The organism is Amycolatopsis sp. NPDC003731 (assembly GCF_053586895.1).
In genome coordinates, this window is record NZ_JBSFNC010000028.1 from 1 (window position 1) to 25,338 (window position 25,338).

General features: G+C 67.3%; 31 protein-coding genes and 1 tRNA gene. 8 read left to right on the forward strand and 24 right to left on the reverse strand.

Features of this window, described 5'->3' with window-relative positions; translation table 11 throughout:
- Positions 1–395: 395 nt before the first annotated feature.
- The gene (locus ACWDN5_RS14505; protein WP_449676617.1) at positions 396–1,880 is read right to left on the reverse strand and encodes a class-II fumarase/aspartase family protein; all 1,485 of its coding nucleotides are present in this window, start codon (positions 1,878–1,880) and stop codon (positions 396–398) included.
- A gap of 68 nt (positions 1,881–1,948) precedes the next feature.
- Here ACWDN5_RS14505 and ACWDN5_RS14510 point away from each other — a divergent pair, with 68 nt between their 5' ends.
- The gene (locus ACWDN5_RS14510) at positions 1,949–2,590 is read left to right on the forward strand and encodes a TMEM175 family protein (RefSeq protein WP_449676618.1); all 642 of its coding nucleotides are present in this window, start codon (positions 1,949–1,951) and stop codon (positions 2,588–2,590) included.
- 4 nt (positions 2,591–2,594) lie between these two features.
- Here the strand turns inward: ACWDN5_RS14510 and ACWDN5_RS14515 are convergent, their stop codons facing one another.
- Positions 2,595–3,137 carry a DinB family protein gene (locus tag ACWDN5_RS14515; RefSeq protein ID WP_310968057.1) on the reverse strand — a complete coding sequence of 181 codons (543 nt, stop codon included), beginning with the start codon at positions 3,135–3,137 and terminating at the stop codon, positions 2,595–2,597.
- Between the two features lie 211 nt (positions 3,138–3,348).
- Here ACWDN5_RS14515 and ACWDN5_RS14520 point away from each other — a divergent pair, with 211 nt between their 5' ends.
- Both ACWDN5_RS14520 and ACWDN5_RS14525 read left to right on the forward strand, forming a co-directional pair.
- Positions 3,349–4,197 (forward strand): hypothetical protein, encoded by an 849-nt coding sequence (locus ACWDN5_RS14520; protein ID WP_449676619.1) that lies wholly within the window; start codon positions 3,349–3,351, stop codon positions 4,195–4,197.
- 335 nt (positions 4,198–4,532) lie between these two features.
- Positions 4,533–4,608, forward strand: a tRNA-Lys gene (locus ACWDN5_RS14525).
- Between the two features lie 63 nt (positions 4,609–4,671).
- On the opposite strand, the gene ACWDN5_RS14530 is transcribed toward ACWDN5_RS14525, so the two are convergent.
- The 15 genes from ACWDN5_RS14530 to ACWDN5_RS14600 all read right to left on the reverse strand — a co-directional run bounded on the left by ACWDN5_RS14530 (position 4,672) and on the right by ACWDN5_RS14600 (position 13,589).
- Entirely contained in the window at positions 4,672–5,862 is a 1,191-nt protein-coding gene (locus ACWDN5_RS14530) for a tyrosine-type recombinase/integrase (protein ID WP_449676620.1), read from the reverse strand.
- Positions 5,862–6,038: a helix-turn-helix transcriptional regulator gene (locus ACWDN5_RS14535; RefSeq protein WP_449676621.1), complete on the reverse strand. Its 177-nt coding sequence runs from the start codon at positions 6,036–6,038 to the stop codon at positions 5,862–5,864. Before ACWDN5_RS14535 ends, ACWDN5_RS14530 begins: the two co-directional genes overlap by 1 nt.
- Positions 6,035–7,390 carry a replication initiator gene (locus ACWDN5_RS14540; RefSeq protein WP_449676622.1) on the reverse strand — a complete coding sequence of 452 codons (1,356 nt, stop codon included), beginning with the start codon at positions 7,388–7,390 and terminating at the stop codon, positions 6,035–6,037. Before ACWDN5_RS14540 ends, ACWDN5_RS14535 begins: the two co-directional genes overlap by 4 nt.
- Before the next feature lie 90 nt (positions 7,391–7,480).
- Entirely contained in the window at positions 7,481–8,143 is a 663-nt protein-coding gene (locus tag ACWDN5_RS14545) for a DUF2637 domain-containing protein (RefSeq protein WP_449676623.1), read from the reverse strand.
- Positions 8,144–8,162: 19 nt separating this feature from the next.
- Complete coding sequence (locus ACWDN5_RS14550; protein WP_449676624.1) at positions 8,163–8,807, reverse strand: hypothetical protein; 645 nt, start codon at positions 8,805–8,807, stop codon at positions 8,163–8,165.
- 111 nt (positions 8,808–8,918) lie between these two features.
- A complete protein-coding gene (locus tag ACWDN5_RS14555; protein WP_449676625.1) occupies positions 8,919–9,134 on the reverse strand; it encodes a hypothetical protein in 216 nt (71 codons plus the stop codon).
- Complete coding sequence (locus ACWDN5_RS14560; RefSeq protein ID WP_449676626.1) at positions 9,131–9,445, reverse strand: hypothetical protein; 315 nt, start codon at positions 9,443–9,445, stop codon at positions 9,131–9,133. The genes ACWDN5_RS14555 and ACWDN5_RS14560 overlap by 4 nt, the downstream gene beginning before the upstream one ends.
- Positions 9,446–9,450: 5 nt before the next feature.
- Positions 9,451–9,684: a hypothetical protein gene (locus tag ACWDN5_RS14565; RefSeq protein ID WP_449676627.1), complete on the reverse strand. Its 234-nt coding sequence runs from the start codon at positions 9,682–9,684 to the stop codon at positions 9,451–9,453.
- A complete protein-coding gene (locus ACWDN5_RS14570) occupies positions 9,681–10,103 on the reverse strand; it encodes a hypothetical protein (RefSeq protein ID WP_449676628.1) in 423 nt (140 codons plus the stop codon). The genes ACWDN5_RS14565 and ACWDN5_RS14570 overlap by 4 nt, the downstream gene beginning before the upstream one ends.
- 22 nt (positions 10,104–10,125) lie before the next feature.
- Positions 10,126–11,574: a cell division protein FtsK gene (locus ACWDN5_RS14575; protein ID WP_449676629.1), complete on the reverse strand. Its 1,449-nt coding sequence runs from the start codon at positions 11,572–11,574 to the stop codon at positions 10,126–10,128.
- A gap of 128 nt (positions 11,575–11,702) precedes the next feature.
- Entirely contained in the window at positions 11,703–11,918 is a 216-nt protein-coding gene (locus tag ACWDN5_RS14580) for a hypothetical protein (protein WP_449676631.1), read from the reverse strand.
- Between the two features lie 44 nt (positions 11,919–11,962).
- Entirely contained in the window at positions 11,963–12,238 is a 276-nt protein-coding gene (locus tag ACWDN5_RS14585; RefSeq protein ID WP_449676632.1) for a hypothetical protein, read from the reverse strand.
- On the reverse strand, positions 12,238–12,636 hold the full coding sequence (locus ACWDN5_RS14590) for a hypothetical protein (RefSeq protein WP_310973764.1): 399 nt from the start codon (positions 12,634–12,636) through the stop codon (positions 12,238–12,240). The genes ACWDN5_RS14585 and ACWDN5_RS14590 overlap by 1 nt, the downstream gene beginning before the upstream one ends.
- Complete coding sequence (locus tag ACWDN5_RS14595) at positions 12,633–12,773, reverse strand: hypothetical protein (RefSeq protein ID WP_449676633.1); 141 nt, start codon at positions 12,771–12,773, stop codon at positions 12,633–12,635. The genes ACWDN5_RS14590 and ACWDN5_RS14595 overlap by 4 nt, the downstream gene beginning before the upstream one ends.
- A 477-nt stretch (positions 12,774–13,250) precedes the next feature.
- A complete protein-coding gene (locus ACWDN5_RS14600) occupies positions 13,251–13,589 on the reverse strand; it encodes a hypothetical protein (RefSeq protein WP_449676634.1) in 339 nt (112 codons plus the stop codon).
- Between the two features lie 140 nt (positions 13,590–13,729).
- Between ACWDN5_RS14600 and ACWDN5_RS14605 the strand changes: the two genes are divergently transcribed.
- From ACWDN5_RS14605 to ACWDN5_RS14615, 3 genes are read left to right on the forward strand one after another with little or no spacing between them, the layout of a single operon-like run.
- Positions 13,730–14,575, forward strand: coding sequence for a GntR family transcriptional regulator (locus ACWDN5_RS14605; RefSeq protein ID WP_449676635.1), 846 nt, complete (start codon positions 13,730–13,732; stop codon positions 14,573–14,575).
- Between the two features lie 38 nt (positions 14,576–14,613).
- On the forward strand, positions 14,614–15,228 hold the full coding sequence (locus ACWDN5_RS14610; protein ID WP_449676636.1) for an HAD family hydrolase: 615 nt from the start codon (positions 14,614–14,616) through the stop codon (positions 15,226–15,228).
- 21 nt (positions 15,229–15,249) lie between these two features.
- Positions 15,250–15,741, forward strand: a complete 492-nt coding sequence (locus tag ACWDN5_RS14615; RefSeq protein WP_449676637.1) for a GntR family transcriptional regulator — start codon at positions 15,250–15,252, stop codon at positions 15,739–15,741.
- Positions 15,742–16,167: 426 nt separating this feature from the next.
- Here the strand turns inward: ACWDN5_RS14615 and ACWDN5_RS14620 are convergent, their stop codons facing one another.
- From ACWDN5_RS14620 to ACWDN5_RS14640, 5 genes are all read right to left on the reverse strand, one after another.
- Positions 16,168–16,770, reverse strand: a complete 603-nt coding sequence (locus ACWDN5_RS14620) for an RloB family protein (RefSeq protein WP_449676638.1) — start codon at positions 16,768–16,770, stop codon at positions 16,168–16,170.
- Entirely contained in the window at positions 16,767–18,089 is a 1,323-nt protein-coding gene (locus ACWDN5_RS14625; protein ID WP_449676639.1) for an AAA family ATPase, read from the reverse strand. The genes ACWDN5_RS14620 and ACWDN5_RS14625 overlap by 4 nt, the downstream gene beginning before the upstream one ends.
- A gap of 562 nt (positions 18,090–18,651) precedes the next feature.
- A complete protein-coding gene (locus tag ACWDN5_RS14630) occupies positions 18,652–19,002 on the reverse strand; it encodes a nucleotide pyrophosphohydrolase (RefSeq protein ID WP_449676640.1) in 351 nt (116 codons plus the stop codon).
- Positions 19,003–19,014: 12 nt separating this feature from the next.
- Complete coding sequence (locus tag ACWDN5_RS14635) at positions 19,015–20,088, reverse strand: MrcB family domain-containing protein (RefSeq protein ID WP_449676641.1); 1,074 nt, start codon at positions 20,086–20,088, stop codon at positions 19,015–19,017.
- A 329-nt stretch (positions 20,089–20,417) separates the two neighbouring features.
- Positions 20,418–21,350 carry a hypothetical protein gene (locus ACWDN5_RS14640; protein WP_449676642.1) on the reverse strand — a complete coding sequence of 311 codons (933 nt, stop codon included), beginning with the start codon at positions 21,348–21,350 and terminating at the stop codon, positions 20,418–20,420.
- A gap of 687 nt (positions 21,351–22,037) precedes the next feature.
- Between ACWDN5_RS14640 and ACWDN5_RS14645 the strand changes: the two genes are divergently transcribed.
- On the forward strand, positions 22,038–22,547 hold the full coding sequence (locus tag ACWDN5_RS14645; RefSeq protein WP_449676643.1) for a SixA phosphatase family protein: 510 nt from the start codon (positions 22,038–22,040) through the stop codon (positions 22,545–22,547).
- A gap of 94 nt (positions 22,548–22,641) precedes the next feature.
- The gene (locus ACWDN5_RS14650) at positions 22,642–23,943 is read left to right on the forward strand and encodes an alginate lyase family protein (RefSeq protein ID WP_449676644.1); all 1,302 of its coding nucleotides are present in this window, start codon (positions 22,642–22,644) and stop codon (positions 23,941–23,943) included.
- 79 nt (positions 23,944–24,022) lie between these two features.
- Here the strand turns inward: ACWDN5_RS14650 and ACWDN5_RS14655 are convergent, their stop codons facing one another.
- Together ACWDN5_RS14655 and ACWDN5_RS14660 are read right to left on the reverse strand one after the other, a co-directional pair.
- Complete coding sequence (locus tag ACWDN5_RS14655) at positions 24,023–24,739, reverse strand: S1 family peptidase (RefSeq protein ID WP_449676645.1); 717 nt, start codon at positions 24,737–24,739, stop codon at positions 24,023–24,025.
- A 207-nt stretch (positions 24,740–24,946) separates the two neighbouring features.
- On the reverse strand, positions 24,947–25,318 hold the full coding sequence (locus ACWDN5_RS14660) for a hypothetical protein (RefSeq protein ID WP_310968497.1): 372 nt from the start codon (positions 25,316–25,318) through the stop codon (positions 24,947–24,949).
- Positions 25,319–25,338: the final 20 nt, after the last annotated feature.

Sequence of the window (25,338 nt, forward strand, 5' to 3'; positions counted from 1 at the left end):
CAGGCGACGCAGGACGACGGCGAAGACGGCGACACCGCGGCGTCGCTCGCGGACTCCCTGCGGGCGCCGCGGGGCGGCGGGGCGGCAAGGCTGGCTGGTGCGACCGCGCCAAGGCTGGCGGGGGCAGGGGGCCGCCGGGCCGCGGGGCGGCGGCCGCGGCGGGGCGGCCGCGGCGGGGCGGCGGGGCTGGCTGCGGCGGGTCAGCGGGTGCGAGCCGGGTGGCAGGGGCGCTGCGTGGCGGTCGGCCAGCGCGGCGCTCGGCCCGGCGAGGTCGGCAGCACGTCGGATCGGCAGGGTCAGCCGCCGACGCGTAGAGCCGCACTCGCCCCGCGGCTTGCCAGAGCTGCCTCTCGAGCTCCCGAATCCGTGCGCTCGCCTGCGCCGACCTGTGGCCGCTAGTCCGAACCGCCCGGCTCGCTGCCGCCGAGGGCGCGGTCGACCAGAGCGCCCGCCGCGCCGGTGTAGCCGGCTGGGTCGAGCAACTCGTCCAGCGCGGCCGGTGTCAGCACGCTGGTGATGGCGGACACCTCCTCCAGGACGTCCCGGAGCGGCCGGTCCTCGCGCACCGCCCGCCGGGACGCCTCGCCCAGCAGCTCCTTGGCCGTCGCCTTGCCGAGCAGCGGCGCGAGTACCGCGGAGAGCCGCTCGGAGACGATCAGCCCATGGGTCGACGCCAGGTTCGCCCGCATCCGCCCGGGCTCCGCGGTGAGCCCGCGCGCCAGCTCGGCGGCGGTGTGCGCGGCGCCGCCGGTCAGCCGGAGGCACTCGCGCACCAGCTGCCACTCGGCGTGCCACACCCCGGCCGACCGCTCGTCCTCGGCGAGCATCGACTGCGTGACCCCCGCGGCCAGCACGGGCACCTGCAGCGCGGCCGACCGGATCAGCGTCGCGAGCACCGGGTTCCGCTTGTGCGGCATCGCCGAGGAACCGCCCCGCCCATCGGCGGCCGGTTCGGCGACCTCGCCCAGCTCGGTCCGGCTGAGCGTCTCGACGTCGACGGCCAGCTTCCCCAGCGCCCCGGCGGCGAACGCGAGCGCGCCGACGAGGTCCGCCACCGGCGTCCGCAGCGTGTGCCACGGCAGCACCGGAGCGGCCAGTCCGGTCTCCTCGGCGAACGCGGCCGTCAGCCGTTCCACGTAGTCGCCGGCGTCCGCGTCGCGAGCAGGCCCCGGTACGCCGAGGTCCGCGGCGAGTGTGGTGGCGTCGCCCCCGCCCCCGCCCCCGCCCCCGCCCGCCTCGCCGGCCAGGCGTGCGTACTCGACGTACGCCGCCAGCGTTCCGGCCGCGCCGCCCAGCGAGACCGGCAGCCCGCCGTCGAGGACGCGCCGGATGCGGACGGCCGCGTCCAGCACCAGCTGCCGCCAGCCCGCGGCCTTCAGCCCGAACGTCGTCGGCACCGCGTGGGCCGTCAGCGTCCGGCCGGCCATGGTCGTGTCCCGGTGCGCGCGGGCCAGCTCGGCCAGGGCCTCGGCCGTGGAGTCGAGGTCGGCGGCGAGCGGCCGCAGCGTCCGGTCGGCGACCAGCATCATCGCGGTGTCGAAGATGTCCTGGCTGGTCGAGCCGCGGTGCACGTACTCGGCCGCGCCGGGCGCGAGCTCGCCGACGGCCGACGTCAGCGCCTTCACCAGGCCGACCACCGGGTTCGCGGTCGCCCGCGCCCCGCGTGCCAGCTCGGCGACGTCGATCCGCGCCTTGCCCGCGGCCTCCGTGATCGCCTCGGCAGCCTCCGGCGGCACCGTCCCGAGCCGCGCCTGCGCCCGCGCGAGCGCCGACTCGGCGTCGAGCATCGCGCGCAGCCAGGCCTCGTCTCCGGTCGACGCTTCGGCCGGCGTACCGACCCGTACCGGGGACAGGAGTCCCGAATCGCGGTCGACGGTCATGGCGTCAGCATCGCACGCGCCCGCCCTCGGCCGCGGCCGCACGACCGGGTCTGGCACGCTCACTCGCCATGACCAGCGCCCCGTCCATCGAGGACACCGCCGGCTCCGAATCCCGGGCCATCGCCGCCGAACGGCTGACCTTCTTCTCGGACGCCGTCGTCGCGATCGCGATCACGCTGCTCGCGCTCGAGCTGCCGCTGCCGGAGGGCGCCACCAGCGCCGAACTGCTGCGGTCACTCGGTCATCACCAGTCCGAATACGTCTCCTTCCTGATCAGTTTCATCGTCATCGGCGGCCACTGGCGCGCCCACCACCGGCTGTTCAACTACGTCACCACGCTCGGCGGCGGCCTCGCCCGCCTCACCTTCGGCTGGCTCCTGATGCAGGTGATCATGCCCTTCGCTACGAAGGTGATCGCCGAAGACGGAGCGTTCGAGTTCCGGTTCGTCTTCTACGCCGTCGTGCAGGTCATCGCGTTGACGCTGTTCCTCCTCATGGCCCGGCAGATCCAGCGGAACCACCTGTACCGCGCGGACACCCCGCCGGAGCTCTTCGGCGCGGTCTACCGCGGGATCGGTGCGATGACCGCCGCCTTCGCCGTCTCCATCCCGGTCGCCTTCTTCACGCACTGGGCCTACGCGTGCTGGATCGTCGTTCCCCTCGTGGTCAGCCTCCTTTCGCGCTTCCGCCGCCGGTCGGCAGCCGCCTGAGCCGTCACTCGCCGGTTGCGCCGTCGATCCGCTCGCGGACCAGGTCCGCCTGGCCGATGTGCCGCGCGTACTCGCCGATCATCCGCAGCATCAGCCAGCGCAAGGTGAACGGTTCGCCGGTGCTGCGCCGGGTGCCTGTCTGCTCCAGCGAGCTGGCCGCGACGATCTCGCGGGAGCGCGCACATTCGGCGTGCCACAACGAGAACGCCTCGTCGACGTCGCCGCCGAGGTCCGTGAAGTCCTGCTCCGGGTCGTCGTCGGAGTAGTAGAGGTTCGGGATGTCCTCGCCGGTGAACTGGATCCGGAACCACCAGCGTTCGCAGCCGGTGAGGTGCCGCAGCAGCCCGTGCAGGGTCAATGTGGACGGTGGCACCGAGCGCTCGGACAGCTGCTCCGGGGTCAGGCCGGCGCACTTCAGCTCGAAGGTGCGCCGGTAGTAGTCGAGGGTCTCGGTGAGCGCCTGACGCTCGTCCGCGACCGGAGCCGGGTCGATTCTGGGCCCGGTCAGGCGCGGGGGAGACGTCACCGGGGTCGTGTGTTCGGTCATGAGCGGAGCGTGCCACAGGGGTACGACAGTTTCGGTTCGGCCGGGTGGTCGGTGACCGGGCAACCTGCGCAAAACCGCAGTTCAAGCACGGTTTCGCGAACCCGGTAACGAATCTCGGGGTGCGACGATCTGATCTTCGTCACCCTGCTGCGCACGCCAGTTTCACCGGTCGGAGCGGCACCCCTCGGTTCGGAACCAGGAGATCACGAATATGCAGCGAACCGGACGAAGAACCGCTGTGCTGGCCGCGCTGACGACAGCGGCCCTGTGCGTGACGCCCGCCGTCGCGTCCGCGGCCCCGCCCGCGAGCACGATCGACGTCAGCGCGACCACCGTGCACGCGGGCACCACGTTCACGGTCACGGAGCAGCTGACCAACCCGACGGACTTCACGGTCACGGGCGCGAAGGCGGCGCTCTACGTGAAGGAGAAGCCGATCGCCGACGTGGTGGACCTGGTCTCCTGCACCGGGGCGATCGCACCGTGCGCGCCGTACCTCAGCAGCTTCCGCGGCGGCGTCGGCGACCTGGGCGCGGGCGAGAGCCGGACGGTGACGTTCACCTTGCGCGTCAAGGACGACGTCGCGCCCGGCCAATTCACCCTCCAGCACCAGTTCGCCGGCGACAACTACGCGTTCAGCGTGGAGGACGGCCCGGCCGTCACGATCGCTCCGCCGGACGAGGCCGACGTCAAGGTCGCGCTGACCGCCACCCCGCGCGCAAGCCTGGTCGCCCGCGTCGACTACGTGATCAAGGTGTCTAACACCGGTCCCGCCACCGCGACGGGCGTCCGCGTGACGGCCAACCCGGGCGCGGGCCGCACGGTCGCTTCGACCACGGGCTGCACCCGCTCGGGCGCGACGCTGAACTGCGCGATCGGCACCTTGGCCTCGGGTGCGTCGGCGACGGTGAAGTTCACGTCCGAGGGCGGTTTCTTCGCGTGGGGCGCGTTCACGGCGACGGCCCAGCGAGCGGCGAGCGCGCCGGCGGACCCGGAAGCGGCCAACGACAAGGCGTCGAAGAAGTGCACTGCCTACACGGGCCTGATCGTCCAGTGCTGACGGCGTGACGCGCGGGGCCTAGCCGGGCCCCGCGCGTTCGTCCACAGAGGATCAGAGCATGATCCCGTCGAGAACGACGTCGTAGGCCCTGCGTGCGTAGCCACAGGCGGCCTCGGCGATCACCCGAGCACGACGTTGTTCTGCCGTGCGGCCTCGGGCAGGTAGGGCGGCACGAACCGGTCTGACTTCCGGCAGCGGGCGGCCCGGTGAGGATCAGCAGGGAACCAGGCATCTTGGCCGGCCGGCGGGCGCCGGACCGGTCTTGACCTTCGCCGGAGCGTCAGCCGGACCCGGTGTGCGAGGGGCTGAGCGGGGCCTGGCTAAACTGGGGGTACGGGCCGTTAGCTCAATTGGTAGAGCTGCGGACTTTTAATCCGTAGGTTCTGGGTTCGAGCCCCAGGCGGCCCACCAAAAGCCCAGGTCAAGGGCTTGCATCCGGCCGGACCAAGATCATCCGGCCGGAATACGCCCGGTTTACTGACTTGGCCGCAAGGTCGATCCCAGCGCATCCGCACCGCGGCGGCTGACCGTGCCGCGCCCCATGTACACGTCCTGCGTCATCGACGGGTGCGCGTGCCCGAGGATGTCGGCGATCTGGCGAGCGGTCAGGCCGGCATCGTCGAGCAGGGTAGCGACCGTCTTGCGGAAGGTCCGGAAGGTCACCCACTCGTAGCCGGCACGAGCCACGAAAGGCCGCCAAGCGCGGTTGCGCACGTTGGACGCCTCGCGGACCGTGCCCGTGCTGCTCGGGAAGATCGGTCCGTCGAGATTCTTCGCGGTCGCCCGGCGCTGAACCAGCATCGCAACGCACCAGTCCGGCAAAGGAATGTCGCGGTCCGCGTTCAGGGTCTTGCCGCGGTTGAGGACTTTGCCGCGGCCCTTCGCGCGAATGACGTTTCCGGCCATGACCAGCAACCGGCGTTCCTCATCGAAGTCCGGCCAATGCGCCGCGAGCCCTTCGCCGGTCCGTTCGCCGGTGGCGAGAAACAAGCGCGCCAGGTCCGGTAGGTCGTCCGCAATGGCCGCCTCGTCGGTGTCCAGCTTGCTCAGCAGGTCGATGGCCTCGTCGGCTGTCAGCGCCCGTGGCTTCGCCCGCTGGTGCTTGGCCTTCTTGCTCTCCAGGCGACCGATCTCCCGCACGGGGTTCGCGTCCAGTGCGCCGTGGCGGACGGCGAACGCGGACAGCCCGGATAAGATGGCGCGAACGGTCTTCGCTGAGCTGATGCTGGACTCATCGCGGACGCGCCGGCACAGGCGGTCGAACGCCGGAACGCCCACCTTCGGGTTGTCAACCTCCCGCATCCGCAGTTCGCCGACGGCCGGCACGACGATCGTCTCGAACCGGTTGCGGTAGGTGTCGATGGTGCCCCAGCTCTTGTAGTTCTTCTCGGCATCCTTTTCGATTTCGAGAAGCCACTTCCGCCCGACCTCGGTCAACCTGGTCTCCGAGGTGACTTCTTGCCTCGCGTCCACGGGGACCACCCAGTCGCGAATGGCCTCCTTCAGTCGGATCTCCGCTTTCGTCGCGGTCGAGCCGAAGCGCGCGACCTCGTACGTCTTGCCATCGAAGTCGCGGTAGAGACAGCGGGCGCGGAAGCTCCCCGGCGACTCCTCGGTGGTGCGGATCTTGCCGTGTGTGCCGATCGGCAGGGGTGGGCGGCCCATCAGGCGGTCCCCTGGGCTTCGATCCAGGCGTCGACGTCCTCGGGGCGGTAGCGGACGTACTTGCCGACGCGGCGCCCAGCGGGACCGTAGCCCTTGGTGCGCCACTTGTAGAGGGTGTTGATTGGGACTCCGAGGTGGTCGGACAGGTCCTCAATGGACATCAGACGGGTGCTCATTGCTGTACCTCCGTAGTGAGTTTTTCCCTGCGTTGCTGACGTTTTCCTTCGTAGATGGCTTCGGCGATCTCGCGTTCTTCGTGGTGGCGGTAGCCGTTGCCGGTGTAAGCCCAGTGGTTGACCACGAGCACGGCGTCAGGGTGGGTGCCGACGGCTTCGAGGGTGGCGAGGTGCTGGTGGGTGCGGCGGTCCCCGCGGATGGCGGTGAAGGTGATCGAGTAGCGCTGGGACTTGGTGAGGAAGTGCCCGCGGAACCCGAGCATGTGTGCCCATTTCCGCAGGTAGCCAAGGCCCTCGTTGGCCCCGAGGTCCCACGCGGTGGTGATCATGCGCCGGTGATGCGGGTGGACGTCCAAGGCGGCAATAGCGAGTTCGGAGCGGACCGGGCGGTCGGGGACTTCGCTGGTGCTGGTGCCCTTGGTGGCGTACTTGGCGATGTAGCCGGCGAGCGCGCGGTCGGAGATCTCGCCGTCCTCTTCGACCGCGGCGGCGTGGGCGGGGCGGATGGGGCGGGCGTCGACCTGGTCGCCCCAGGCGAAGGTGTGCTCGGTGGTGGCGCCGTCGATGGTCAGGCTCTTGGTGACGCGGGTGTGGACGGCGGAAGCTCGGACGGCGTGCTCGAGGAGCCGGTTGTCGGCCCAGTCGGGTGCGGGGTCATCGGGGCCGGCGGGGCCGTCCAAGCGGAGGACGGCGTGGAAGTGGACGAGGCCGCGACGCTGGTATTCGGCGACCTTGGCATAGGACAGCCGGGCGACGGCGGGGAAGTCCTTACCGCGGTAGCCGGCGGCCATGGCGATCTCGCGGCGCAGGCGGACGACGAAGGCGTGCCACAGGTCCCCGGCGTGGCCCTGCCACAGCACCGCGCCGCGGTAGTCATAGGTCTGCGGGTTCAGCGCGGTCCCGACGCGGGTGTCCGCCTCGTGGTGGTGCTCCCCGCACGCGCACGGAATGCGGCGCCCGGTACGGGTGGTGCGCCGCGAGTGGACGGGGCCGAAGCTGGGGGCGGTGAGGGTGATGAACAGCCGGGGCCGGTTGGCGACGTCGTAGGGAAGGCCCTTGCCGCCGGTCATGCCGGCGCGGATGAGGTGGAAGGCGTCGGCGGCGTAGCGGTCGGAGCAGACGGGGCAGACGGTTTCGCGGCGGTTGCCGCAGGGGGCGTAGACGACGCCGGCGGTGCGGTCGAGGATGCGGCCGGTGGCGCGGTCGGTGATGGTGCGGTGTCCGGTGAGGTGGATGGGTTGGAGGCATCCGCCGGTGGCTTCGGCGCGGTCGCGGATGGCGCGAATGTCGGGGCGGGCGAGGTGGGTGGTGATGCGGGTAGCCAGTGAGGACCCGTCGTGCTCGGTGATCATGCTGGCCTCTTTCGTGCGGGCACCACGAGACCGGGCCACCCCGATGGTCTGGGGGTGGCCCGGCGAAGGTGCGGTGTCGTGCGGGTTCGGTCAGGCGGTGACCGGGTGGTGGTTGACGGTGGCGTTCAACTCGTCGACGAGGGCGGTGAGCATGGCGTCGGGGAGGACGACGCGGGCGGAGAGGTCGTCGGCGGTGACCTGGCGGCCGGCGGCGTGGACGTCGGCGGTGGTGGTCGTGACGGTCTCGCGGATGCCGGCGGGGAGCTTCCCGAGCACCTTCCCTCGCGGGAGTGCCGGACGGGCCGGAGCGGCCGGTTCAGGCGCGGCGGCAGGGGTCGACTTCGACGCCGTGGCGGTGACGGGTGCCGGAGTGGGTTCGAGGGTGCGGCGCATGAGGAGCTTGACGACCACGAGGAATCCGAGGGCGGGCATGGCGGCCACGAGCCAGCCGGCGGGACTGGGTTCGGCGAGCGCGACCTGTGCGGCCATCTGGACCCCGAGCGCCGCGACAAGGACGACGAGGGGGAAGGTGATGCGGCGGGTGGTGCCGCGGTGGTGGTCGCGGGCGACTTCGAAGCCGGCGACGATGGCGAGGCATTCGATCACCACGGCGTCGGCCCAGGCGAGCCAGCCAACTTGTCCGTGGTGGATGGCCCAGTCGTGGGTGTGGGTGAAGCCGGCGGCCCCGCCGATGCCACCGAGTGCCACGGTGATCAGCACGCGCAGGGCCGCGGTGAGCTTGTCGATGGACATCGCGGGGCGTCCTTTCTAGTCAGTGGCCGCCGGTGCGGAATTGGCGGGCGTCGCGGCGGAAGAGTTCCATGTAGTACTCGAACCATTTGGCGATTTCGTCGGCTCGTTCGGCGAGGTCGTCGTGGCGGAACCACGGTTCGCCGTTGCGCTTGACCCGTTCGGTCCGACGGATATCGAAGTACTCGTTGGCCAGCACACGGGCGTTTTTGGTGAGTCCGTTGAAGTCCACTTCGGTCACGTCGGCTCCTGTCGGGACAGTGCGAAGCTTGTTCGGGTCGAGCACGAACGTCTTGTTGGCGTCCGGGATGGCGTCGATGAGGTAGGCGAGCCCGAGACGGCGAGGGCGGCCGGGCGGAAGCGGGGTGACCGGCAGGTGGTCGGTGCCGATTCGGGCGGCCTGTTCGGCGGCCCAGGCGTCCATGGCGGCCTCGTCGTCGTGGAAGTCCGGCGGGGCGGGAATCTGGTTGAGCTGGGGGTGCTGTTCGAGGAGCCAGGCCCGGCACTCTGGTGCAAGGGTCAGCGCGGACACGCCGGCGCCGGCGATCTGGTCCACGTCGCGCTCGACCATGTGCGCGAGGATCGTGCGGTATTGCAAGGCACCGGCGGGCAGTCGGTGGGTGACGGCGAGGATCGAATACAGGTCGAACTCTTTGGCGGGGCTCATGCGTCCTCCGTTCAAGTCAGTGAGGTGCGGAGCGGACACGCGGGGCGCGTGTGGCACGGCGGAGATCTCGGCCGGCGGAACGTCACGAGGACTCCAGACATGCCGGAAGGGCTAATTGCTCATGGCCAGGTCGTGGGCTCGGCCGGCGACCCGGCGCATTTCGGCGGCTTCGTCTTCGTGGATGCGGGCCATCTGGCCGGCCACTTCGGACAGGCGGAGCAGGGCGTCGCGGTTGCGTCCGCCGGTCGGCAGGAGCACCGAACCGTCTGCGGCGTCGTACTCCTCGCGGAGCTTCACGAGCTTGTCGAGGGCGGACTTCGGGTTCATGACGGGGTTCCTTCCAGTCCGGTTTGGATGTAGCGGGCGTGGGCGTCGATGGCGGCGGCGAGGTAGCGGGCGAAGGCCGGGGGCATGGAGATCTCCCAGGCTTGGAGGCCGCGGCCGGGGATCGTGCGGGTGACCCGGAGTAGGACGTCGGTGGCGGTGCCGGACACCGCGGTGTTGTCCACGGTGGCCCGGCAGAACCGCACGCCGTCCAGGGAGCCGAGCGGGTAGATCCCAAGCCTATCTTCGAGGGTGGAGACCGCGGAGTGCCAGACGTCGGCATCCGGGGGCGGGATCGGCGTGGGAGTGTCCATGGTGGTCACTCGTCGCGTCCGTAGCGGATGTACTGGTAGGAGTAGCCCCCGTCACCGCGGCGGAAGGCGGCCCATTCGCGCCAGAGGGCGGCGGTGAGTCCGAGGTAGACCAGCGCGATCGCGATGGTGACGATGGTCCGCCAGCCCGGGGAGTGCACGAGGATGCCGGTGAGGATGGCGGCGAGCACCGCGGCGCCGGTGACCTTGAGCCAGGTGGCGAGGAATTTGAGCGTGATCATTTGATCTGTCCTTTGCGGAGTTCGAGAGCGAGCCGGTACAGCTCGTCCGGGGTGACGGATTCGCGGGCGCCGGCGGTGAGGGCGACGTGTCGGCGGGCGACCCGGTAGGGGATCGAGCTGTAGACCCGGATGCGGACCCCGCAGGGGCCACGGCCGGTGAGGCTGATGAACAGGGCGCCATCGGTGCCATGTGTCCAGGTGCCGGTAATGCCAGTCAGCCGGTGCGTCCAGACCAGTAGCGCCCCGAGCACGATGACCGGGTCGCGGCCCACCGGGGCGTCCGGTTGGAGATCAATTTCGTTTTCGCCCGGGTTCAGTGTGAGGTAGCAGGGTTCGGGGGCGGGGGTGTCGCGGACGTAGGTGACGGCCACCGCGGCGAGCTTGGCCACCCCGGTCAGCGGAACGAGCGCAGCAGTCATGATCGTGTCCTTTCGGGACTGCTCAGGCGGAGACGGCGTAAAGGGCGGGGCCGTCGTCGGTGGGGCGGTGCGGGGTGCACAGGCGCACGAGTTCGTCGATGTCCTCGTCGTCGCTGTAGCCGGCGCGGACCCGGACGGGCTGGCGAGACTTCTCCGAGGTGCGGTAGCCGATGCCCTCGCATCCGGTCTCGGGGATCTCGTCGGCCAGTCCGCCGCGTTCGCGGGCGGCTTCCCCGAGCACCATGTCGACGTAGGCGGCGGACCCGATACGCAGGCAGAACCGGCGGGTGAACAAGTCTCGGACCGGGACGATGTCCTTGGTGGGTTCCTGCACGAACGCCATCACCGCGCTGCCCGCGGCGCGGCCCTGGGTAAGGATCTCGGCGAGGACCTTGTTGACGGCCATGAGGGTGGCGCGGCGGCCCCCGAGTGCGGTGAGCATGGCGAGTTCGTCGATCACGAGCACGTTGAACGGGGTCTCGGTCGACGGGGTGAACTTGCGCTTGCCCTGCGAGCGCAGCAGTTCCTGCCGGGCCTTCATCTCGTCGCGGAACTCGTACAGCAGCCCGAGCATGGCGTCGATGTCCTCGGGGCCGTCGCCGTCCGGGTCGTACTCGACGTCCTCGTCGGCGGAGGTGGCGTAGCGGTAGAACAGCGGCTTGCCGCGTTCGGTCTCCATGCCGCCCTTGGGGTCGATCACCGACAGCCGAACGACACCGTCGCGGATGGCCGGTCCCATGGCCCGCAGCGGGTTCCACAGCAGCGACCCCTTGCCGGATCCGGTCGCACCGGCGATCAGCCAGTGCTGCCCGAGCAGGGGTTCGGTCCAGACCCGGCCGTACTCGTCGTCCCCGAGTTCGATCGCCGTGAGGTCGACGTCGTCCACGTCGCCGGGGATCTCCGCCGGGGCGACGACGTCGGTGAACGGGTTGCCGTGCACCAGGGTGATGGTCAGGACGCGGGGTTTGGTCTTCTCGATCGCGATCACGTCGGCCCCGAGCGCGGAGGCGAGTTCTTCTTGGGCGTTGCGGAAGGTGGTCAAGGACTGGCCCTTGCGGATCACCACGCGCAGGACGTCGATGGACGGGGTGGGGGATTCGACCTTGGCCAGCCGGGGCACGAGCAGTTCGCCGGTGCGGCGGTGCTGGACGGTCAGGCCGCAGTGGTCCAGGGAGTCACGCCAGGAGCGGCCGACGTAGCGGGTCCAGCGGCGGTGAAACGCCCGGATCCGCGGGGCGGCGTGGCGGGTGAAGGAGTCAGGGTGGGCGCGGTACCAGCCGGCCCCGGTGGCGAGCAGTCCGCCGGCGATGCTCCCGGTGGTGATCGGCCCCAGCTCGATCAGGCTGGCGGTGACGGCGGTGGGGGTGGCGAGGACACCGGGGTGGCGGGCCAGCCACAGCGCGAGGCGGGCTTCGGCCCGGGTCTTGTGCGCCCCGGGGCGGGTGGTGGGGGTCTTGTTCTTGCGTGTCATGGGTGGTCTCCGTGGTCCGGGGACGCCCCGGGGCCGCGGCCCTGCGCACGCGTTGGACGGCGGGGCCACGGCCCAACGACGTCCAGGTGCGGTGTCACTCGGTGTTCAGGTGATGGCGGTCCGGCTGGTCAGCGGCGGCGGGCCTTCGGCCGGCGGCGGTCGGTGTCGAACAGCGGGCGGGCGGCCTCCACGGTGGTGATCACGGTGGCGACCTTGCGGGTGACTTCGGTGTACTGCTTGCCGAAGCCTCCGAGCCGGTTCGGCAGGGCGGTCATGGTCTCGCGCAGCTTCTTCATGGCCTTGTCGAGTTCGGTGATTTTCGCGTCGATCTGGTTGGTGCTCACGGGTTCCTCCTTGCAGATGGTGTAGGCGGTGGGGTGGCGGTGCGTCAGGGGAGCCAGGAGCGAGAGATCAGCACGTCCTTGCGCTTGGTGGCCGCGGTGCGCAGCTCGTCCAGCGCGCCGGAAGCGGAGGTGACCGCGGACTTGACCTCGGTCTTGCTCGGGACCTGCCAGCCCTCGAACCGCTCCCCGGTGCTCTTGCCCTCGTTCAGGGCCCGGGTGAGCTTGCCGATCTCGTCGAAGGCCACGCGGACCTGGTCGAGGGCGAACTCGAACTCGGTGTACTTGGCCTTGTTGTGGTTGTTGATCGTCTGGGACGTCATCAGCTCACCTTTCGCTGCTGGTGGGGGGTGATCGGGCGGCCCGCGAGGGCGCGCCACTTGCGGGCCTTCTCCTTCGTCGCCCGGGGCACGAGGACCGAGTTGCCGGGGCCGGCGTGCCCGTGGCAGGTGTAGGTGTGGGTTCCTCCCTTCGTCAGCCACTTCGAGTCCAGGAGCTGGTGGACCGCGTCGGTCTCGTCGGCGGGGGCGGCCTCGATCGTGGCGTTGGCGACGATCCGGTAGACCCGTTCCGCGGGGCCGACGAGGGCGTAGCCGGTGTTCTCGGCAACCTGGAGCACCTTTTCGATCAGGTTCATGTCGTTCACCGGCGGCCGGCCGGTCTCGACCGGGACGGTGGCGGTCAGCTCGTTGCCGAACAGGTCCAGCGGTTCCGCGGTCACCGGGCGTCCCGGATGCGCAGGACAGCGACCAGTCCGAGCAGCAGTGCCGCGGCCGCGGCGACAGGGGCCGCAAGAGCGAGGCAGCCGACGAGGACCAGCCACAGCGGGTAGAAGGTCAGGTTCGCAACATTCGACATTCGAAACTCCTCACATTTGCCACTGGGCGCCGCAGACGCGGCAAGTCGCGATACGAGTAGGAGAGAGCCAGAAGTCCGCGGAGCAGACGTGCTTGGCCATTACTTCCGCCGCTTCGGGCCGTGCGGGTCGTACGAGGAAAGACCGTCGATCCGGAGAACATTCATGCTGATCACTCCTTCGAGCTGGGTGGCGGGTCGCGCCCGCCGGAGAGGGTGTTGGTGCTGGTCACTCGGCCAGGTGGAACCACGGCCAGGCACTGAGCTGGGCCGCGTAGAATTCGTCCTCGTCCATGGGGTGTGCCTCGATTCGTCTGGGACGGATATGCCCGGCGACTTCCGGCGAAATGGGGCCGGAAATCACCGTCGCGTAGCCGTGACAGGCGTGATTTGGGCATGGTTGGGCTCACTATGTATTTGTCAATGAACAGGAATTGCGTGCCCGAGATGGGCGGAAGCGGTGGTGCTAGCGGGTGGTGATCAGATGACCGGCTTCATGCCGGCGGCACCCCAGGCGACACCCGAGACGGTCTCGCCCCGCTCGTTCTTGAACGAGTACGGCGTCACCCGCGGGTCGATCAGTTCCACCCGGGTCATCTCGTCCTCGGAGAAGCCCTCACCCGGGTCGGAGTCCAGCGTCACGCGGATCTCCTCACCCTTCTGGCCCTTGGCCTTCACCATCAGCGCCACCGTGTACTTCGTGACGCCGTCCCGGTCGGTCACCACAGTGTCGACGCCGTTCTCCTTGCGCGTCTTCATCTCCGGGTTCTCCGAGACGGTGAGGCGGTAGCCCGCGAGGTTCACCGGGATGTTCTTCATGTCGACCTCCAGGTCGTAGGGGGTTAGCTGGTGGCCTAGCTTGGCTGTACATGCTCAAGGTAGCCCAGCATGGCTAGACAGGTCAAGAGGCTTGCCCAGCTCTGCTAGCCAAGTTGGGCAAGTGCCTCTAACCTGGTCGTATGGAACCCCTCGACCCCGACGACCCGCGGCCGCCGTATCAGCAGGTCGCTAACAGCCTTCGCGCTTCGATCCTCACGCGAAAGTTCGTTCCAGGTGAGAAGTTGCCCTCAGGGCCGGACCTGTCGAAGCACTTCGGTGTCGCTCGGATGACCGTCTCCCAGGCGATCCGCATCCTGCGCGACGAGGGTCTGATCGTCTCGCGTCAGGGGAGCGGCGTGTTCGTCCGCGAGCGCACCGAACGTCCAGTGGGACTCAGGCCGCACCTTGAACGAGCGTTCGAAGAACCACACGTCTCCGTCGACTTCGCGGGCTTCTCGGGGGAGACGCTCCACGGCGCCATCTCCGAGCCACTCGACAAGATCCGTGCTGGTCGGCTACGGCCGGAATCGGTTGCCGTCAGGTTGCTCGTCCCGAACCCCGACACGCCGTGGTCTCTGCCAGCGACCGTCGAAGGCATGAAGGACAGTCCGGCATTTCGGAAGCGGGCGCGCGGAATCATGCAACGTCACACCGAAGCAATTGTGGAGACCGTCAACGAGCTCGGGGAACTCGGGCTCGTCGCCGACGCGCGGGCAGAAGTTCGGGCCTGTCCTACGGTTCCGCTCTTCAAGCTCTATTTGATCAACGATGCGGAGGTCTTCTTCGGGTACTACCCGGTGCAGGAGCACACGGTCACGCTCGAAGGCTCGCCTACTCCGATCTGGGATCTCATGGGCAAGGACACGATCTTGTTTCACCACAGCGCGGACGCAGATGACGACACGCTCGCATCGCAGTACGTCAAGCAGTCGCGGATGTGGTTCGACAGCATCTGGAACACGGTCGCCGGCGAGATCTCGCGGTGACTCCGGCTGAGATCGTCCGAGCGGCTCGTCATGTCCTGTTGGATTTCGACGGACCTGTCTGCGCTGTCTTCGGAAGCACCTCCGACGATGAGGTTGCCGACGCGCTACGTGTTGCGCTCGTTGATCACGGCGTCACCTACCCGGATACGATCGCAGAGGCCAGCGATCCCTTCGAGGTTCTCCGGTTCGCGTCCGGCGTCGACACCGCGGTCGCGAACCGGATCGAACAACGCTTCCGCGAGTGCGAGTCCCGCGCCGTTCGAAAGGCGCCGGCGACCCCTGGAGCTGAGGACCTCCTCCGCCGCGCCGCAGGGGATGCTCAGCTCGTAACGATCGTGAGCAACAACAGCACCACAGCCGTCCGGCAGTACCTCGAACTCCGGGAGCTCGAACCACTTGTCCACGGGATCTCTGCGCGAGATGACGCTGTCGTTGAGCACCTCAAGCCGTCCCCGTTTCTGCTGAGACGGGCGATGTTGGCAACCGAGACACATCCCGGGGAGTGCGTGATGATCGGCGACTCGGCCACTGATATCGACGCCGCACGGGCAGCCGGCACCAAGGTAATCGCGTTCGCGAACAAGCCGGGAAAGCGCGAGCGCTTCAACCTCCTTGGTGTTGACGGTGTCGTCACCAGCATGACCGATCTTTAAGGACACTGGGAGATATTGATCATGTCGAGCGACGCAGCCGGGCATATGTACGAGCGGATCGCCGAAGCGCTACGCGAAAAGATCCTGGCGCGCACCCTCGCCGCTGGGGAGCACCTTCCGACGCGAGACGAACTCGCCGCCAGGTTTGACGTATCTGAGACGACGGTGCGTCGGGCACTTGCCCTCCTCGAATCGGAGGGCTTGATCGACCGCGGACGTGGAGCGGCACCGATTGTGCGGCCCTGCGGGCCGTCGCGATCTGTGGACGACGATGAGCAAGACGACGAGTTCACGCGAGTTCGCCAAGACCCCAACCCCATCCGTCGAGCACGACTGGCATCTGCCCTCATCGAGACGTACCGGCGGCGGATGCTCGATCTTGCGCAGGTGAGGAAGGACGCGATCGAGCAAGCCCATGACACCGGCATGACCTACACCGAGGTCGCCGACGCGCTCGGCCTCACCAAGGGACGCATTGCCCAGATCCGTTCTCAAGCCACACCTCGACCTTGAACAACCTCGTGTTCAGAGTTTCCTTACTTGTTCAAGGCGGCCCCTCCGGGGCCGCTGAGCACTGTGTTTGACCCGCGGGCAAGCTCCGCCGGGGCGTGCGGGCTGGCGCCCGGTCCCCGGCGGTCGCCCGCGAAAAGCAGCCCAGCGACCACCCGCCGGCGGGGCCGCGATCGTCATCTCGAAAGAGGATGTCCTCGCCGGACGGGCAGGTCTCCGAGATGTCCGGCTGTGGCGCACCAGTTGCGTCCGGGGTTGGCCTGTCGGCATCTCGACGACCTCCCAGAGGGCTATCACGTCGTGTCAAGGGGGCGACTAAAGAGTGATGTGCCGCTCGCGTCGTCAGCGCCCCCTTGACACGACGTGATCGGGCTATGCCAGGTCGACGAGATGCCGAGAGGCCAACCTCTTGGCATGAGGTCAGCAGACTCAGATTTGGGCGATTACCTTTGCCACTCGCCAGACCTGACTTCCGGGATTTTCTGGCGGCTCCGCCGTAAGGCACTTCGACCTGCGGATCGCCTCACCGACGTTTTCGTATGGGAACCCAAAAGGGATTCGCTTCTTTTTTATGCCAAAATCGGAACACTTCTTGACGGCATGACTCGTGGAAATATATGCATTGTGGTCAGCGTAATGCCATACGAGCCAGAGTTCGAAACAAGGATTACTTATCGCCAGGTTGTATCGTCGCCTTTTGGCCTCTCGAACTGCTTCCTCAAGGTTTGCGTGAGTATCGACGTCCATGACGCACCAAATCGACGAGTATCCGGTCCTTCGACCTAGGAGCCGGCCATTCTCAGACTCTTGGTTTGCACGCTCAACCACCTTGAGGGGGTCGCCTCGACCGTCGCCCACAACTTTGAGGCCGCAAACTTCTACTCCGGTCGCCTTATAATGTTTTGCTAATCCTTGAAAGTATTGCGGTTCGGTAACGGATCCTTCCGTCACTATGAGGATTCTGTCGCGCTCCCTACGCGTTCCTCTTGCGGCCCGCCATTTTACGGGCTCCGGGGCTCGCCGTGCATTCATTCAGAGTCCATTTTGACATATGCCAACTCTGACTTAAGTTCATCTATCTCAATCATTGGAACGGCGCCATAGCGTCCCTCCAGGTAACGCTTCTCGAAGTTGTCGTTGCGCCGCGTCTGGAACTCATGTAGCGAGAAAAGTTCGGTTACGCCCTGGCTTTTCTCGGTGAACCAAATTTCGTCTGGCGCCAGCGAGTTCCCGCCAAGTCGGCCTAGTAGAGAAACGTCGTGAGAGGTGAATATAAGTTGTGCGCCTGTCCTATTTATCTCCTGATCCTTGAAGATTGAGATCAATGCAGCGCACAACTTTGTGTGTAGGCTTGAATCGATCTCATCAATCAGGAATATGTCACCTTTTTCGATCGAAATCAACGCTGGCACGGCCAAGGTAAGCCAAGCGGCAGTTCCCGCGCTCTCATCATCGATGTCAAGCTCTGCCGCGCCAGATCCCGACTCGGTAGTGTGCTCAAACAGAACCGTGCGTTTTAGTTCATCAAAGACTTTCTTTAGTTGGTCCTCGGTCGGCTTCTGCGTGCCGGGCAGGATGTTCAGCATGTTCCGGAGCCACTCTTGCCTCTCGGAGCTTACCTCTTCCTCTCCGAGATTGATTTTTGATATGCCAAGGTCCGCGAATCGAAGTAGCGCCTCGGTCTTGCGTAGTAGGACTTTATCTTCGAGGACCTTCTTGACAAGTCGCATTCGCGCGAATTGATCGTCATGGGTAAAGGCTGCGTATCTAATCTTGCGCCCGATATGTTCAAATATGGGGCGCAATACAGGGTGCTTCGCCCTGCCGGCAACAGACAAGAACAAGTTATGCGGCTCGGTCAGTCTGCTTATTGCCCTGGTGTCGCCAGTAAGATTTCGACCAAAGAAGAACTCGTTATCACTAGACGTGTCGCGCTCGAAAAGCGTACGCCTGCGCTGATTTGGATAGGAATAGAGCCATTCTCGCTGGACGCTACCGCTGGCGGATTCGAAACCGTAGGCATAACGTGTATTGTTCACGACAATATCGATTTCGTATGTAGATGCCTTCAGGTCTGAATCATCGTCGAGCAAAAATGGATTATATGGGAGGTATCTATCTTCGGTCCACGATGAAGCGGAGAGCCTCACCGCCTGACTCATAAAGTGCAAGGCGTGAAGCACTGTCGACTTGCCTGACGCGTTGGGGCCGTAGATCCCAGCGACCCGGCTCGTAGCCTTCATCCAGTCGCCGTCAGGCGGAACGTTAGTGCGCAGTGTTGGTTGTGTGAGTGACAGCGTTGTCAGGTCCCGAAGGCACCGATGGTTGGCCACCCTGAAGCGCAGGAGCACGGTCGGGGCCCTCCTTGTAGGGTTGATGCAGTTTAAGCTCCGATGACGACCAACTTGGTCGGTATCGCGCCTATAACTGTAGAGTAGTCCCCCGTACCTGCGTGATCAACCGGCTAACTTCACCCGTCCGCGAAATGCAAGTGGCACGAACGAAGGTCCGTGTCTCCTATTGATAACAATAAGCTAACATCAACACAACATTTGTGCACTCCGTGTAAGCCTGGCTTCAGAGGGTCAGTGGCGCCGCCGCGATCGCGTCAGCACTGCTTTCTGCGGAGCACCCTCAGCTCAACGTCAACCTCCTCAGTGCTCTGAGGCATCCGTGGACCGCCCGACATCTTGCCTGGGGTCCGGTTGCCGGTGTACTGCCAGTAATCAACGCTCGACGGCGTTTGTCAGCGATCGGTGGTGATGGACTCGTCGCTCGCGTCTGCGCAGGTCAGAACGCATGACGATCGAGGATGACTGGCGGCGCCCTTGATCGACGTCGGATCAGAAGGTGAGGGAGTCGGAAGTGCGCTACTGGGTGGGACTACGAGCGCTCTGGACTCGCAGAGTCCGCCTACAAGCGGTCGTACTTCTCTGCGGTACCTCGTGCGAGCTCTGGCGGATAGCGTTGCTCGTTGACCTTGATCTTCTCTTGCAGTGCTGCTGCGAGGTCCACTTCGAGCACGTCGGCAAGTCGGATGAGGTAGGAGAGCACGTCGGCCATCTCGTGACGCACTGCCGTTGCTGCTTCTGGTGACTCCATGATGGAGGCTGCCTCATCGGGGGTCAGCCACTGGAACAGGGCCACTAGTTCGCCGGCCTCGCCGGCCAGTGCCATAGCGAGGTTCTTCGGCGTGTGGAACTGCTGCCAGTCCCGCTGTTCAACGAAGTCGGCAAGCTTGGCCCGCATCTCCTGTAGATCCATCCGGTTCCCCTACTACGAGGCGCCGGCAGGTGCTAGCCCGGCGGCGTGCGCTGTTGGTGAACCGATCCACTGCCCGCCGTCTTGCCACACGCTCGCAATCTGCAGATCCTCAAGTAGCTCGACGCAGAGATCGCCTACAGGTTCATTGAATAAGGCGAGCATGCGCACGCCGCCTGGAGCCGGGTAGCAGACCTTTCGATACATCAGGAGTTGGCCGATGGCTTCGCGAGTCGCATAGACGCCGTTGCCCTTCCGCACGATCTTGGCTTCGATCAGCCACTCACCGCCATCATGTGTTGCCACAAGGTCGCGTGGATGGACGTTGGTGTTCGGGTCGAAGCCGGCATCTATCAGGTGCTCGCCGTACTCCTTGACGAGCGTCTCGTGCTTGCGCGACTTGCGGATCGTCCGGCCAATGATGGTCTGGACGTAGTCGTCGCTGTTCTTCGGCTTGAACTCGGCTTGCGACTCCGGCACCGGCTGGGGCCCGGGCGAAGCGATGACAGCCGGATTGCTCACCGCGAGCCCGTTGCGAACGTCGATGGCTACCTGGTATAGCCGGATGAACCGCTGTAGGTCAGCCTGCAGTTCCGACTCGGCTGGCAAGCTGTCGACCTGGTAGGTCCTTGCCACGATGTTGCCGGCCTCGTAATCACGTGGAAGTTGGCTCGTCGAGTGCTTGAGGTCAATGGTTGGCGTCAGCCCGTCGATGAGCGTCGACTCAAGTCCGTCGCGGATCGCGGTGGCCTGTTGGGCGAGTCGGGCGCGGGTTTGGCTGCCCCACTTGGAGCGCACCTCGGTCACGCCCTGGTTGAGGCTCAACGAGATGGTCGACATGTCGGCGGCGAACAGATAGACGACATATAGGCCGCGGGTTGCGCTAGGGGTCTCATCGGGATCGAACAACGCGATCCACGGAACATGAGCACCTTGCCCCATGCCGCCGCTTCCGACGACCTTGTATCCGCGAGCTAGTGGCGCCAGTTCGGTGCCGGCCGACCGCAGCAGGCGTTGTGCTCCGCTGTCCATGCTGTCCGTGCGGTCGTAGGTGGTCGCCACCCGCTCGACGAGCGTCCTCAGTTCCACGTCAACCTCCCAGTCGTCAGCACCGTACCGAGCACCACCGACAGAACTCGGTCCGGCTCACGGACTAGCGCCATGCCGCTAGAAGGAAGATCATCCGGCCGTTTTACTCCCGAAATTCGATGATCATCCATGACTGCCTCTGCCCGAGGACGATGGTTTGCGTTCGCGAAAGAGGCAGGTAGGGACTAGGGTTGGCAAGCGTCAGTCGATGACGCCAGTGTCCGACGGCTGAACCGTAGGTTCTGGGTTCGAGCCCCAGGCGGCCCACCACGATCGACGTCTCCGCCGCGGCCTCGAGGATCGCGGCGGAGCTGCCTCATCGAGAACCGTCAGAGGGCGGACTGGAAGAACACGTCCTGGGTCAGCTTCGTGATCCGGCCGGCCGAATCCTGCCAGGACAGCGTGGTCGGCTCCAGGGTCAGCACCACGACGATCTTGCAGTCCACCGTGCCGCTCGTGTGCATCGCGCGGCTGGTCAGGTCGATGTCCTGGGTGCCGAACGTCCGGGCGCCGTCGGGCGTGCCTTCGCCGCTGGACGCGAGCGCCTTGGCGGCCTTTACCTCCGGTGAGTTCAGCACGCGCCGCTCGTTGGCGGACGGTTCCGTGCACTCCTGACCGGACTCGGGCGCTGCGCCGAAACCGGACCAGCCCTGCTTGACCGCCTTTGGGCCGGGCACCGCGCTCGGGAGGCCGAACGACTGGTCGAAGCCGTCCGAACCGCACTTGGTCGACCGCGCCAGGTTGCCCATGATGAAGTCGCGGTACTTCGGGTTCGCGTCGTGCAGGATGTACTGGTACGTCTTGGCGATGTCCGCGGCGCTGATCGCCGTGTACCCCCACTTGCCGCGGCTGGCCGGTGGTGCGGTGTCGGTGAGGCCGATCTTGGTGACCATCCGCTTGATGATCTCGTCCCAGCCGTCGCGCACCCACAGCGTGCTGGCCGCGTCGTCGTTGCTGGAACGCAGCATCGGCTCCAGCAGCGCCAGGTCGTCGGCCGGGATCTCGTAGTCCGGGCCGTGGGATTCGAGGTAGTCGAGGGCGATGAACAGCTTGACCAGCGAGGCCGAGCGGTACTGCTTGTGCTCGTCGGAACCGTAGGTCTGGCCGGTCTCCTGATCGACGACCAGGTAGCTGGCGGTCATCCCCTCGGGAAGGTCCACCGAAGACGTCGCCGCCGAAGCCGGCCCGGCCGCCATGGCCACGCTGGCGACGATGCCGGTCGCGATCGTTGCCAGACGTAAGCTTTTCCTCAAGTCAACCACCCCAGTTTCGCTAGATCAACTTTGTTGGGGGGTCACCCTATCGGGTTAGTTGCTTCCGCGACGTCCGGTTCCTCGGACGCCTCGAAGGCCCAGATCAGGAACGGCAGCAACCCCGCGAGGCCGTACAGCAGGTACCTCCGCGCCCCCCGGTGAACCAGGCCCACACCGCCGTCGGCTCGGTGACCGCGTGGATTGTCAGCAGTACCAACGGGATCGGGTACACCACGCTGCCCAGCAGGTGCATTCACGGCTGGGTCAAGTGGTAGAGCATCTCCGCCGCACCGAACGTCGTCAGGTGCGGGGACTTCCAGATCCGGCGGGTGTACTGCGCGCACTGCATCGTTCCCTGCCTCCTCGGTGGTCTGCCCGCGGCGGTGGCCGGGACTGCCGAGCGCGAGGCGCGCAGCGACAGCCCGTCGGTGTCTTCGGTGCCCGGGGTGCTCGGTGGCAGTGTGCTGCCGGAGGTCAAATCGCCTCACGTCGCGCTGCCAGGTGTGCCCAGCGCGCCGCGGGCGGACGTGCCGGTGGTCCGGTGGTGTCCGGGGCGGCGGGCAGCCCCTGCTGTCGCCGGTGAAGGAGCCGCGCATCTCGGTGCTGGGCCTGCCGCTGCGGTAGCGATCGGACTCGGCTCAGCGAAGGGCCCTGGAGCGATCCGCTCCAGGGCCCTTCGCCGTTAGGGTGACGGGCATGGACGCGACCAGGTGGCTCATCGTGGTCCGGCACGCGAAGTCGGACTGGTCGGAGGGCTTGCCCGACCACGAGCGGCCGCTGGCGCCGCGCGGCCTTCGCGACGCGCCGCGGCTTGGCCGGTGGCTCGCGGCGGAGGGGCACGTGCCCGACCTGGTCGTCTGCTCCACCGCGCGTCGCACGCGGGAAACCTGGCGGCACGTAAGCGGCGAACTGCCCGCTTCGCCACCCGTCGAGTACGACGACGACCTCTACGGCGCCGACGTCCCCGAGTTCCTGAACGCCGCTCGCCGGACGCCGGCCGACGTCACCAGGCTCGCGCTCGTCTCGCACGAGCCCGGCGTCAGCGACCTGACCTTGCACCTGGCCGGTCACGGCGAAGAGACGTCGCCGATCCAGACCAAGTTCCCCACCGGAGCCGCGGCCGTGCTCGCGACGACGGATCCGTGGGACACGCTCCGCACCGCCCGGCTCGTCGCCTTCTTCCGGCCGCGGGACTTCGCGGGCTGACTTGGTCTGAACCAGGCATTGCTTCGCCTGCGTTCACATGCGTACGCTCCATTCACTCACAGGTCTGATGTTCATATTTGTGAATGGAGCGGACATGGTTTTCCGCCACACCGTCGTGGCCGCGCTCGCCGCGCTCGGCCTCGTCGCTTCTTTCGCCGCGCCGGCCGAGGCCGCGCCGCGACCCACCGGCTGCACCGTCCCGATCATCGGGCCGGTGTGCGCACCCGCGACCGCCGTCCTCGACGGCAAGCAGCTGCTTCGCACGAAGTTCGCCGCGCTCGTCGGCGAAAAGACGTCCCGTACGGCCCTGAACAACCTGCTGACGGCGGCCAAGACCGACCTGACGGCGGGGCCGTGGAGCGTGACGTCGAAGAAACAGGTCCCGCCCAGCGGGGATAAGCACGACTACCTCAGCCTGGCGCCCTACTGGTGGCCGACGACGCAGCCGACCGCGGAGAACCCGTGGGGCTGCCCGTTCGTGCAGCGTGACGGCCAGCGCAACCCGATCGTCGACGAGATCACCGACCACGCCTACCGCGGCGAAGCGTTCGCCGCGATCTACCGGCTGTCGCTCGCCTGGTACTACACCGGCGACGCGCGGTACGCCCAGCGCGCGTCGCTCGACCTGCGCACGTGGTTCCTCGACGCGGCCACGAAGATGAACCCGAACATGAACTTCGCCCAGGGCATCCCGTGCAAGGTGGACGGCCGCGGCATCGGCATCATCGAGTTCGCCTACACGCTGAGCCAGGTCGTCGACGCCACCGCGATCCTGGCCACCGGCGCGCCCGGCTGGACGAAGTCCGACCAGGCCGGCATGACCGGCTGGTACACGCAGTTCCTGGACTGGCTGCGCACCAGCAAGAACGGGACCGACGAGGCGAAGGCCCAGAACAACCACGGCAGCTTCTACGACATGCTCACCGCGGCCCTCGCCCTCGGCACGGGCCAGCGGGACCTGGCCGCGTCCATCGCTCGCGACGCCGGGCCCAAGCGGATCGCACCGCAGATCCAGGCCGACGGCCTGCAGCCGCAGGAGACGAGCCGGACCCGCAGCTGGCACTACTCGGCGTTCAACCTGGTCGCCCTCACCCGGCTGGCGCAGATCGGCACGCACGTCGGCGTCGACCTGTGGCACTACACGGCACCGAGCGGCGCGACGCTGTTCGGCGCGGTCGACTTCCTGATCCCGGGAGCGACGCAGGGGCAGCAGGCGTGGCCGTACCCCGAGCTGGACTTCCGGCCGTACGCGGCGCTGGACGTCCTCCACGCGGCGGCCGACGCGGGCGACCGCGCCGCGCGCACGGCGTTGCCGCGGGTGCCGGTGCAGCCGGGCGGCGACCTCTACCCGGTGCGGCCGGCCGCGGAACAGCTCGACGACATTTCCACGTCCTGACGTGGCGACGTCGTGACGTCGTGACGTCGTGACGGGAAAGGGCCCGGCCATTTGCGGCCGGGCCCTTTCTTGCCGGGAATCAGACGCCGGCCACCTGCGAAATCCAGCTGCGATAACGCGTGATGTTCGTGTAGGCGGTGTTGTTCGACCGGTCACTGGTCGACGCAACGCCGACCTGACGGCCGGAGGCGAACATCGGGCCACCGGAGTCACCGCCGGCGGTGATGCCGTTGACGCGGTTCGCGCACACGGCCACGCCACCGGTGTAGTCGCTGCAACCGATCGAGTTCACCCGCACGGTCGCGACCTTGAGGTAGCGCGACTGGCAGTTGATCTCGGAGCCGCACTGGCTCGTCGCGCCCCAGCCGTAGACCGAGACGTTCTGCCCGACCGAGACGTCACCGACGTTGCCGAGGGGCGAGTAGGTGGCGTTCACCGAGGTGGTGAGCCGGACGATCGCCAGGTCGGCGGAGCCGGGGTAGCGCGTGATGGTGGAGCCGGTGGCCATCGTCCCGCCGCTCGACTGGTCCAGGCTGCCGATGCGGAACGTGTAGGTGCCGGAGCTGCTGACGCAGTGCTTGGCGGTGAGGATGTACTGCGGGGCGATGATCGTCGCGGTGCAGTTCTGCTGGCCGTTGACGAACAGCCGGGCCGCCCAGGGCCCGCTGGTGGCGGTGCTGCCGCCGATGATCGACGGCTGGGCCTGCGGGGTGCTGTCGGCGGCCGCCGGACCGCCGAGGCCGACGACGGCCAGTGCGGTGCTCGCGGCCAGCAGGACGAACTTGCCGAATTTCACGCTCACTCCTTTTCACGCGGGGGAGAACCGCGTGGGGAAAGCCGGTGGGGACCGAACTCGAAGATTGTCCGAGTTTCCGGCTAATGTCCGGAACCGACGAAAGTCGCCGGTCGAATCCGTATTTATTTCCCGGAGTGGGCTACGTGCAGTACCCGTACTGTTCCGCGCTCTTGGGTGGCGCTCTTGGTCCTTGGTCCTTGGCCGGCTTCAGGCAGCGACGTTCACCGGGGCGGTCTTCCGCAGCCAGTACAGCCCGACGACCGGCAGGACCAGCGGGATGAAGAGGTAGCCCTCGCCGTAGACGGACCAGACGGTCGGGTGCCGGAAGGCGGCCGCGTCGACGAGGCTCAGCGTGCCGATGGTCAGCACGCCCAGGAGTTCGATGGAGCAGGCGACGAGGGCCACCCGCCACCAGCCGTCCCCTCGCCGGGCCAGCGCGACGGTCGCGACGATGTAGACGACCGCGGCGAACGCCGACAGGAGGTAGGCGAGCGGGGCTTCGTGGAACTTCGTGCCGATCTGGACGCCGGCCCGCGACGTCGCGGCCAGCGCGAAGATCGCGTACACGGCGACGAGCACCCGTCCGGGGCCGCTGGCCG